The 10,516-nt window shown below is 73.9% G+C and carries 9 protein-coding genes; 2 read left to right on the top strand and 7 right to left on the bottom strand.

What is annotated here, in order from left to right; translation table 11 throughout:
- Positions 1-9: 9 nt before the first annotated feature.
- Entirely contained in the window at positions 10-423 is a 414-nt protein-coding gene (locus tag IEZ31_RS24525) for a DUF3592 domain-containing protein (protein WP_190252300.1), read from the top strand.
- Positions 424-565: 142 nt separating this feature from the next.
- On the opposite strand, the gene IEZ31_RS24530 is transcribed toward IEZ31_RS24525, so the two are convergent.
- From IEZ31_RS24530 to IEZ31_RS24560, 7 genes are all read right to left on the bottom strand, one after another.
- A complete protein-coding gene (locus IEZ31_RS24530) occupies positions 566-1,888 on the bottom strand; it encodes a carboxyl transferase domain-containing protein (RefSeq protein WP_190252301.1) in 1,323 nt (440 codons plus the stop codon).
- 83 nt (positions 1,889-1,971) lie between these two features.
- The gene (fabF, locus tag IEZ31_RS24535) at positions 1,972-3,189 is read right to left on the bottom strand and encodes a beta-ketoacyl-ACP synthase II (RefSeq protein WP_190252302.1); all 1,218 of its coding nucleotides are present in this window, start codon (positions 3,187-3,189) and stop codon (positions 1,972-1,974) included.
- Positions 3,190-3,271: 82 nt separating this feature from the next.
- Positions 3,272-3,517 carry an acyl carrier protein gene (locus IEZ31_RS24540; RefSeq protein ID WP_033362432.1) on the bottom strand — a complete coding sequence of 82 codons (246 nt, stop codon included), beginning with the start codon at positions 3,515-3,517 and terminating at the stop codon, positions 3,272-3,274.
- A gap of 53 nt (positions 3,518-3,570) precedes the next feature.
- A complete protein-coding gene (locus tag IEZ31_RS24545) occupies positions 3,571-4,524 on the bottom strand; it encodes a beta-ketoacyl-ACP synthase III (protein ID WP_190252328.1) in 954 nt (317 codons plus the stop codon).
- Positions 4,524-5,684: an ACP S-malonyltransferase gene (locus IEZ31_RS24550; RefSeq protein ID WP_190252303.1), complete on the bottom strand. Its 1,161-nt coding sequence runs from the start codon at positions 5,682-5,684 to the stop codon at positions 4,524-4,526. The genes IEZ31_RS24545 and IEZ31_RS24550 overlap by 1 nt, the downstream gene beginning before the upstream one ends.
- A gap of 146 nt (positions 5,685-5,830) precedes the next feature.
- Positions 5,831-7,021: a PucR family transcriptional regulator gene (locus IEZ31_RS24555; RefSeq protein WP_229835804.1), complete on the bottom strand. Its 1,191-nt coding sequence runs from the start codon at positions 7,019-7,021 to the stop codon at positions 5,831-5,833.
- Positions 7,022-7,053: 32 nt separating this feature from the next.
- On the bottom strand, positions 7,054-8,067 hold the full coding sequence (locus IEZ31_RS24560; RefSeq protein ID WP_229835807.1) for a glycoside hydrolase family 5 protein: 1,014 nt from the start codon (positions 8,065-8,067) through the stop codon (positions 7,054-7,056).
- Positions 8,068-8,215: 148 nt separating this feature from the next.
- Between IEZ31_RS24560 and IEZ31_RS24565 the strand changes: the two genes are divergently transcribed.
- Entirely contained in the window at positions 8,216-10,420 is a 2,205-nt protein-coding gene (locus IEZ31_RS24565; protein ID WP_190252305.1) for a HelD family protein, read from the top strand.
- Positions 10,421-10,516: the final 96 nt, after the last annotated feature.

Genomic DNA, 10,516 nt, shown 5'->3' on the forward strand with positions numbered 1-10,516 from the left:
CATGTGGCGATGTTGACTGTTTTCTCGATTTTTGCGGTGGTCGTCGGCATAGGCGCGACATTCAATGCGGTCAAGTCCCTGCGGCAGCGCCGGGTGTTCAACTCGCGGGCGGTCCGCGTCTCGGGCGTCGTGGTTGACCTGAAGTGGCAGCACACGAGCGGCGCCGGCCGGGTCGCCATGCCCATTTTCAACTACTACACCCGCGAGGGGCACCCGATGCAGGCGACGGAGACGGTCGGCACCAACCCGCCCCGGTTCCGGCCCGGCCACCCGGTGGTGGTGCTCTACGACCCGCACGAGCCGTACCGCGCGCACCTCGAAGGGATGTCCTGGGTAGCGACGGGGGTACAGGTCATGAGCATGGTCCTGGGCCCGCTCTTCGCCGTGGCCGGCCTGGTGGCCCTGGCCGTCATCCTGCTCTAACCCCGCCCGCCCCGCCCGCCCCCGCCCGCCCCCCGCCGGCCCCCGTCCGCGCCGATCTTGCAGTTGTGGTTGCTGATAAACCGGGACATTGCGGGAGTGTCGGGGCACCACAACTGCAAGATCGGCGCGGCAGGGGGCGGGCTCAGAGGGGGATGTTGCTGTGGGCGCCGCGGGCCGGCGGCGCGGCCGCCAGCGCGGCCGCCAGGCGGCGGCGGGTCTGCGGCGGCTCCACCAGCTCGTCGACCACGCCGATCTCCAGCGCGCGGTGCACGCCGCCCGCCGCCTCGGTCTGCTCCTTCACCAGCCGGGCGTGCAGTTGGTCGCGCTCGTGGGCGGGAGCCTCGGCCAGCCGGCGGCGGTGCAGGACGTGCACCGCCGCGCTCGCGCCCATCACCGCCACCTCGGCGCCCGGCCAGGCGAACACCGCCGTGGCGCCGAGGGAGCGGGAGTTCATCGCCAGGTACGCGCCGCCGTAGGCGCGGCGGGTCACGAGCGTCACCCGGGGTACCACCGCCTCGGCGAAGGCGTGCACGAGCTTGGCGCAGCGGGGCACCACGCCGTCCCAGTCCGGGCCGAGGCCCGGCAGGTGGCCGGGGACGTCGGCCAGCACCACCAGCGGCACGCCCAGCGCGTCGCAGGTGCGCACGAAGCGGGCCGCCTTCTCCGCGGCGGGCGCGTCCAGGGCGCCGCCCAGGTGGAGCGGGTTGTTGGCCACCACGCCGATCGTGCGGCCGCCCAGCCGGCCCAGGCTCGTCACGATGTTCGCCGCCCAGCCGGCGTGCAGCTCCAGGCCGGGGGCGTCGAGGACGGCGTCGACGAGCGGGCGCACGTCGTACGGGCGGCCGGGCCCGGCGGGCAGCAGCCCGGCGAGGTCGTCGGTGCCGGTCACGTCGTCGAGGCAGATGCGGCCCGGCCGGCCCAGCAGGGCGGTCACCCGGCGGGCGGCCGCCAGCGCGGACGCCTCGTCGGGAGCGGTCAGGTGGGCCAGCCCGGGACGGCCCGGGGCGGTGCCGGGCACGTCCGGGCCGGTGGCGAAGATGCGGCCGGACCCGCCCACGACCACGACGTCGGTCAGCGCCGGGGCGTAGGCCGCGCCGGCGGCGGCCGGGCCGAGCACCACCGAGAGCTGGGGCACCCGGCCCGAGGCGCGGACGGTCGCGGCGAAGACCTGGCCGACGGCGTCCAGGGCCGGCAGGCCCTCGGTCAGGCGGGTGCCCGCCGAGTGCCACAGGCCCAGGACCGGCCGGCGCTCGCGGACCGCCGCGTCGATCGCGTCGACGATGTGGCGGCAGCCCTCGTCGCCGAGGGCGCCGGCCAGGCGTGCGGGGTCGGTCGCGTACGCGATGACGGGCACGCCGTCGATCGAGCCGCGGCCGCCGAGCACGCCCGAGTCGTCCTGCGGGTGGAGCAGCTGGAGGCTGCCCCGGTCCAGCAGAGCGTCCAGGCGGCCTTCGACGGCGACCACGTGGACCTACCTCCTAGGGCGCGAGGCGACGCCAGACGAAGTCTGGACTCCGCCTCGCGCCGACCCCGGTCATGCAACAGGCCTCAGGCGCGGGCGAACACCAGCGCCGCGTTGTGGCCGCCGAAGCCGAACGAGTTGTTCAGGGCCGCCGGGATGTCGAGGTGGCGGGCCTTGTGGACGGCGACGTCGAGGTCGAGCTCGTCGTCCGGGTCGTCGAGGTTGATGGTCGGCGGCACCACGCCGTGGTAGATCGCCAGGATCGTGGCGATCGACTCCACCGCGCCGGCCGCGCCGAGCAGGTGGCCGGTCATCGACTTGGTCGAAGTGAGCACGGGGTGGTCGCCGAGCGCGCGGTGCAGGGCCTTGATCTCGGCCAGGTCGCCGACCGGTGTCGACGTTGCGTGGGCGTTGACGTGCACCACGTCGGACTTGGCGATGCCCGCGTCGCGGAGCGCGAAATCGATCGCGCGGACCGCGCCGGCGCCCTCGGGGTGCGGCTGGACGATGTCGTAGCCGTCCGAGGTGAGGCCGGCCCCGGCGAGCCGGGCGTAGATGCGGGCGCCGCGGGCGCGGGCGTGGTCGGCCCGCTCCAGGACGATGACGCCGGCGCCCTCGCCGAGGACGAAGCCGTCGCGACCCTTGTCCCAGGGCCGGGAGGCGGCCTCGGGGTCGTCGTTGCGGATCGACATGGCGCGCATCGAGGCGAAGCCGGCGATCGGCAGCGGGTGGATCACGGCCTCGGTGCCGCCGGCGACGACCACATCGGCGCGGCCCAGGCGGATCAGGTCGAGCGCGTGCGCGATGGCCTCGGCGCCGGTGGCGCAGGCGCTGGCGACGCAGTGGACGCCGGCCTGCGCGCCGAGCTCCAGGCCGACCCAGGCGGCCGGCCCGTTGGGCATGAGCATCGGCACGGTGTGCGGCGACACCTTGCGGGGGCCGCTGGCCTCCAGGATGTCGTCCTGGTTGAGCAGGGTCTGGGCGCCGCCGATGCCGCTGCCGACGCTGACCGCGAGCCGCTCCTTCTCGACCTCGGGGGCGCCCGCGTCCGCCCACGCCTCGCGGGCGGCGATGATCGCGGTCATCTCCGAGCGGTCCAGGCGGCGGGCCTGGACGCGGTCGATCTTCTCGGTCGGCTCGACGGCGAGCTGCGCGGCGATCCGGACGCTGAGCTGGGCGGCCCAGTCCTGGGTCAGCGCCGAGACTCCGGACTTGCCGGCCAGCATCGCGTCCCAGGTGGACGCGGCGTCTCCGCCGAGCGGGGTGGTTGCCCCGATGCCGGTGACGACGACCTCAACACTCACTGCTCAACAACTCCTCTTGCGGTCCGGTCCTGGACAAAGCGCGGGGTGGCCGATCCTTGCCCAAGACCGGGACAACCAAGACTCAGGCCTGCGACTTCACGATGTACGACACGGCGTCGCCGACGGTCTTCAGGTTCGGCACCTCGTCATCCGGGATCTTCACGCCGAACTTCTCCTCGGCCGCCACGACCACCTCGACCATCGACAGCGAGTCGACGTCCAGGTCGTCGGTGAACGACTTGTCCTCGGCGACGTCGTCGGGGTTGACTCCGGCGACTTCCTCGAGGATCTCGGCGAGACCTCCGGCGATCTCTTCACGGGTGGACATAGAGCTTTCCTTCCTTGGGTTGACGCGCTGGTGGAACAAAGATGAACGAAGCGCTACGGGCAGCGGATGACTTGCCCCGCGTAGGTGAGGCCGCCGCCGAAGCCGAACAGCAGGACCGGGGCTCCCGAGGGCACCTCGTGCCGCTCGAGGGCCTTCGACAGCGCCAGCGGGATGCTCGCCGCCGACGTGTTGCCCGACTCGACCAGATCCTTGAGGATGATCGCATTGGGCAGGTCGAGGCGCTTCACGATGCCGTCGATGATCCGGGTGTTGGCCTGGTGGGCGACGAACGCGGCGATGTCCTTGCCCTGCACCCCGGCCCGGTCGAGGGCGGCTTGGGCGTAGGGCGCGAGGGCGGTGGTGGCCCAGCGGAAGACCGCCTGGCCCTCCTGCTTGATGTACGGACGCCAGCCCTCGATCTTCAGCACGTCGCCCTTCTCGGGCGCGGAGCCCCAGACGACCGGGCCGATGCCGGGCTGCTCGCCCTCGGCGACCGCGGTGACCACCGCGGCGCCGGCGCCGTCACCGAAGAGCACGGCGGTGGTGCGGTCGGTCCAGTCGGTCACGTCCGACAGCTTCTCCGCGCCGATCACCAGCGCGTTGCGCGCCGCGCCGGCCCGGATCGCGTGGTCGGCGCCGGCCAGGCCGTAGCAGAAGCCGGAGCAGGCGGTGTTCAGGTCGTACGCGGCGGGCGCGTTGATGCCCAGCTTCGCCGCGACCCGGGTCGCGACGTTGGGGCAGCGGTCGATCGAGCTGCAGGTGGCCACGATCACCGTGTCGATGTCGGCGGCCGTGAGTCCCGAGGCGGCGAGCGCCTTGCCGCCGGCCGCGATCGCCATGTCGGCGACGGTCTCGGTGCCGGCGACCCGGCGCTGGGCGATGCCCACCCGGTCGCGGATCCACTCGTCGTTGGTGTCGATCACCTTGGACAGGTCGTCGTTGGTGACCACCTGCGACGGCTGGTAGTGCCCGAAGGCGAGGATCTTCGAGCCGGCAGCGGGTGGAATCACAGTTGGCCTCCAATGCGGGCGAGCGGCTGGCCGGGTGCGACCGGGTCGTCGAGCTTCGCGAGCCACTCGGTGAGCACGCCGGCGCCGTGCGCCGCGACGTCGACCGGACCCTGGCGGGTCTGGATCGCACCGATCGACTCACCGGCGCGCACGTCGGTGCCCGCGGTCAGGCCCTCGGCCGGGGTGAAGATGCCGGCCGCGCCGGCCACCACCACCCGGAACTCCGGGTGCGACCGGGGCGCGGACGCGCCGCCGTGCCGGGCGATCGCGGCCCGGGCGGCCGGCAGGTCGTCGGGGGTGTTGACCTGGACGATCTCGATGCCCTTGATCGTCCGCTTGACCAGGCCGGCCAGTGTGCCGGCCGGGGCGAGCTCGATCACCGCGGTCACGCCGAGCGCCGCCAGGGTGTCCATGCACAGGTCCCAGCGCACCGGCGCGGTCACCTGGCGGACCAGGCGCAGCAGCATGGTGGGGCCGTGCTCGACGGCGGTGCCGTCACGGTTGGACAGCAGGACCTTGGTGGCCGGCGCCGGGGTGATCCCCGCGGCGACCTTGGCCAGGGCCTCCTCGGCGGGCGCCATGTACGGCGTGTGGAACGCCCCGGCGACCTTCAGCGGGATGACCCGGGCGCGGGCCGGCGGCGCGGCGGCGAACTTCTCCAGGCCGGCGGCGGCCCCGGCGGCGACCACCTGGCCGGCGCCGTTGCGGTTCGCGGGGTGCAGCCCGGCGGCCTCGATCGTGGCGAGCACCTCGTCGGGGTCGCCGCCCAGGACCGCGGCCATGCCGGTCGGCTCCAGCGCGCACGCGGCCGCCATCTCCCGGCCGCGGACGCCGGCCAGGGTGACCGCGGCCTCCGGCGAGAGCACCCCGGCGAGGGTCGAGGCGGCCAGCTCGCCGACGCTGTGGCCGGCGACGACGGCGGCGTCGTGCATCGGCAGGTGCTCGGCGGCCAGCAGCGCCGCCGCCACCAGCAGCGGCTGGGTCTTGGCCGTGTCCTTGATCTCATCCTCGTCGGCCGCGGTGCCCAGGTGCACCAGGTCGACCCCGGACAGGGCCGACCACCAGCGCAGACGCGCCTCGGCGCCGGGCAGCGCGAGCCACGGGCTCAGGAAGCCCGGCTTCTGTGAACCTTGGCCGGGAGCGAGTACGGCGAGCACGTCTACGACTGTTCCGGATACCCGACAGCCACGCGGGTAGCGCGACGCACCAAAGTGGACCACCTCGTTTGTAGAGAACCTACAAAAGATAGCGTGGCGTTGCGCCAACAGATCAGTTTGTTCACCGACCGTGCGCCAGCCAGGACTCAAGGCGCCACAGGCGAACCCGACGGCGCGAACGGGTCCAGTCTGCCGATCGTCAGCGCGATCCGCAGAGCGAACGCGTCACGTGGTACCAAGGGAGTGAATCCGGTCACCTCGCCGATCCTCCGCAGGCGATACCGCACCGTGTTCGGATGCACGAAGAGGCCCCGCGCCGCGCTCTCCAGCACCCCGCCCCCGGCGAAGAACGCGTCGAGCGTCTCCAGCAGCTCGCCACCGGCCCGGACCAGGGCGCCGTAGACCTCCTGCCGCAGGATCCGCCGGGCCTCGACGTCCCCGGCGAGGGCCCGCTCGGGCAGCAGGTCCGCCGCCGCGACCGGCCGGGGCGCGGCCGGCCAGGCGGGCGCCGCCCGGAATCCGGCGAGCGCGGCCCGGGCCGACTCGGTGGCCTCGTCGAGCGACGGCACCGCCGGCCCGACCACGACCGGCCCCTCGCCGAAGCCGACCAGCAGCCGCTCGGTCGCCGCCATCGGGTCGGCGGCGCCGCCGAGCACCACGACGAGCCGGTCGCCGTGCACGCCGCCGAGGATCTCCACGCCGATGCGGCGGGCCGCGCGGTACACGGTGTGCAGCACCGCCGCGGCCTCCCCGCCCGGCGAGCGGCCGACGGCGACCGCCACCGGGGGCGCGTCGGCCCAGCCCAGCGCGGCCGCCCGGCTGGCCAGCACGTCGGAGGAGTCGCCCCGCAGCAGCGCGTCGACGAGCAGCGCCTGCAGGCGGGCGTCCCAGGCGCCGCGGGTCTCGGCGGCCCGGGCGTAGACGCGGGCCGCGCCGAACGCGACCTCGCGGCTGTAGTGCAGGACCGCCTCGCGGATCGCGGCCTCCTCGCCGGCCGCGGCCAGGTGGGGCAGCTGCTGCTCGACGACCTCGATGGTGATCCGGATCAGCTGGACGGTCTGGCCGAGGTTGATCGAGCGGGCCAGGGCGCGGGGCGCGGCGTCGAAGAACTCGTCGCCGATGTCCGGCGGCAGGGGGTCGCCCTTCTCGCGGCTGCGCACCCAGTCGACCAGCGAGCGGACGCCGGCCTGGGCGACGAGCATGACCCAGGCGCGCTGGTCGGCGGGCAGCTCCCGGAACCAGGGCAGCGTCTCGTCCATCCGCGCGACGCTGGCCGTCGCCAGCGCACCCGCGGCGCGCTCGATCGAGCGGACGCTCGCCTCCAGGGAGTTGCCCACCCCGACAGCTTTTCACGCGGTACCGCCACACCTCACCGGCGGGCGGCGAGCCAGAACCCGCCGTAGACGCCGGCCTCCCGCCCCGTCGCCCGCAGCCCGTTCGGCCCCTCGATCAGGCGCTTGCCCCACACCGTCTCGCGGCTCGGCGCGAAGCCCGACACGACGTCGAGGTAGTGGTACTCCGGGCTGTTGCCGCTCCACGACCAGCCCAGGTAGCCGAGGCCGTGCGCCTCGCAGTACGCCATGATCGCGTCCTCGTCCGGATCGCCGTACTGGTGGATCTGGGAGAACTCGCCGACCACGATCGGCAGCCGCTGCCGGACGAAGTTGTCGAGGTAGGCGGAGACCTTGTCGGCCGTGTCGAACGGGCCGTACATGTGCACGTCGAAGACGACGTTGTGCTCGGGGTCGCTGTTGAAGACCTCGGCGGCGTGGTCGTACATCACGTGGAACGAGTCGTTGCCCCAGTTCGGGGCGTCGGCCATGATCGCGTGCAGCAGCCCGGCCGCGCGCAGCCGCCGGATCGCCTCCTTGGTCGCGCCGACCCAGTCCGCGTCGACCGCGTGCCCGGACGGCTCGTTGGCGATGTTGATGATGACGTAGGACTCCTGCCGCAGGAGGATCTTGCGCAGGCTGAGCCAGTAGTCGGTCGCCTCGGCGATCGTCGCCGCGCCCGGCTCGGTGCCGTAGCCCATCGTGTCGTGGACGTCGAGCACGCAGATCAGCCGGGCCGCCTTGCACCGGGCGATGACCGAGGCCACCTCGTCCGGCGGGGTCGGGTCCCACTTGTGGCCGCTCGACAGCGACACCCGCACCGCGTTGGCGCCGGTCGACTTGATGTCGTCGAACACCGACGCCGGCCCCTTGCCGAACGCGTACCCGTGGTTCACCCCGCGCAGGATCAGCGGGTCGCCGCTCGCCTCGACGAGCCGTCCGCCGACGGCCTTGATGCCGGTCGCCCCGTAGGCGGGGGCGGGGGAGACGTACGCCGCCCCCAGCAACGACAGCAGTAGAGCGGGAAACCCCACCCTGACGGCGAGACGCATGACCACGGGTCGCGCGCTACCCGTCCGACGGAGGGCTACCCGTTCCGGGGAGGTGAACCACCCGTCCGATGGGATCGACCGGCGTTCGAGCCCAAGGTAACGTGAGCGACACGGACCGTGGGTGAAAGATCGCGGGAGGCGGACCGGCTTGGAGTCCAAGGCAGCGGAGCTCGCCGCCGAGCAACAACACTTCGACCTGGCCCGCAAGCACCGCGAGCGGATGCGCACCGAGCTGGGTGAGGCACCGGACGCGGCGGCCAACGCGGGCACCGGCCGGCGGCTGGCGCTGTTCCGGCGCGGCCGCAAGGAGGCCATGGGCCAGCCCGACCAGGAGGTGGCGTTCGGCCGGATCGACCAGGAGTCCGACGAGACGTTCTACGTCGGCCGGGAGACGATCTTCGACGACCAGCGCCAGGTGCTGGTGGTCAACTGGCAGACGCCGATCGGCACGCTGTACTACGAGGCCAGCGCCGAGGACCCGCGCGGACTCACCCGCAAGCGCACCTTCCGCTGCGAGGGCAACCAGGTCCTCGACTTCGACGACCTGGTCTTCCAGCAGCTCGCCCAGGCCGTCGCCCAGCTGGAGGAGCTGCCCGACGCCGCCCTGCTGGCCGAGCTCGACCGCGAGCGCACCGGCGCGATGCGCGACATCGTCCCGACCATCCAGGCCGCCCAGTCGCGGCTCATCCGCGCCCAGCTCGACCAGATCCTGGTGATCGAGGGCGGCCCCGGCACCGGCAAGACCGCGGTCGCGCTGCACCGCGTGTCCTGGCTGCTGTACAACCACCGCGACCGCCTCCGCCCGCAGGACGTGCTCGTCGTCGGCCCGCACCCCGCCTTCACCCGCTACATCCGCTCGGTGCTGCCCAGCCTCGGCGACACCGACGTCGAGCAGCTCGACATCGACCAGCTCGGCCCGCCGGTCCAGCGCGGCCGGGCCGAGGACCCGGAGCTCCGCCGGATCAAGGGCGAGTCCCGCATGGCCGGGCTGCTGGCCCGGGCCCTGGAGGCGCGCATCGGCACGCCGGAGCCGGCCGAGCGGATGCTCTTCGACGGCCGGTTCATCACCCTGCCCGGCGTCGAGGTGGCCGCCGCCGTCGCCGAGGCACGGCAGGCCACCGGCCCCTACGCGCAGCGCCGCCAGCGCCTCCGCGCGCGCCTCGCCGACCTGGTCCGCGAGCGGGGCGGGCCGCCCGACCCGGAGCGCCTCGGCCCGGTCGAGAACCTGCTGGAGCGCCTCTGGCCGCTGCAGAGCGCCCCCGCCTTCCTGCGCGGCCTGTACGGCTCGGCCGCCCGGCTCGCGGCCGCCGGCGGCGACGACTTCGCCGCGGACGAGCTCGCCCGGCTGCACCGCCGGGGCGCCGACCGGCTGTCGGAGGAGGTCTGGAGCGCCGCCGACATCCCCCTCCTCGACGAGCTGGAGGAGCTCCTCAACGGCAATTCCCGGCGGTACCGCCACATCGTCGTCGACGAGGCCCAGGATCTGTCGCCGATGCAGCTGCGCGCGGTGGCCCGCCGCTCGTCGACCGGCTCCCTGACGATCGTCGGCGACCTCGCCCAGTCGACGGGGGCGTGGGCCCGCGACCACTGGGAGGAGGTGACCGACCACCTCCCGCAGACGCTCCCGATCGTGGTGCTGGGGCTGCGGTACGGCTACCGAGTCCCGCGCCAGGTGTACGAGCTCGCCGCCGAGCTGCTGCCGATCGCCGCCCCCAACGTCCAGCAGACCCGCGTGGTCCGCGACGGCCCGGCCGCCCCCGGCAGGTACGTGGTCGAGCGCGGCGAACGCGCCGGCCGGGTGGCCCAGCTGGCCCGCGACCACCTGGCCGCGGGCCGCTTCGTCGGCATCGTCTGCCCGGCCGCCTCCCGCGCCGACATCGAGCACGCGCTGCACGCCAACAACCTGCCGTGGGCCCGCGCCGACCAGGGCGAGCTGGAGCGCTCGCTCAACCTGGTGTCCCCGCAGGAGGCCAAGGGCCTGGAGTTCGACGCGGTGATCGTGGTCGAGCCGGAGGAGATCGTCGCCGAGGACCCGCGCGGCCACCGCCTGCTGTTCGTGGCGCTGACCCGCACGATCCGGTACCTCGACGTCGTCTGCGCCGGGGACGTCCTCCCGCTGGCGCCGGTCCCGGACGTGACCGGCCGCATCCCCCGCCAGCGCGCGGTGATCGAGCCGGACCCGGACCCGACGGTGGAGCTGACGTCGCTCGACCGCCTGGCCGAGGACCTGGCCGCCCTGGTGACGGGGGGCGCCCCGGTCCCGATGTGGGACGAGGTCCTGCAGCGCACGGCCGCGATCCTGGACGAGCGCTCGGGCCGCCCCCGCCCCAAGGGCCGCCACCACCGCCCGTAGCGCCGCGCCGTCCCATGCCGCGTCGATCTTGCAGTTGTGGTGCCTGACAAACCCGGACATCGTGGGAGTGTTGCGGCACCACAACTGCAAGATCGA

It is taken from the genome of Dactylosporangium sucinum, from assembly GCF_014647515.1.
Classification (GTDB): Bacteria; Actinomycetota; Actinomycetes; order Mycobacteriales; family Micromonosporaceae; genus Dactylosporangium; species Dactylosporangium sucinum.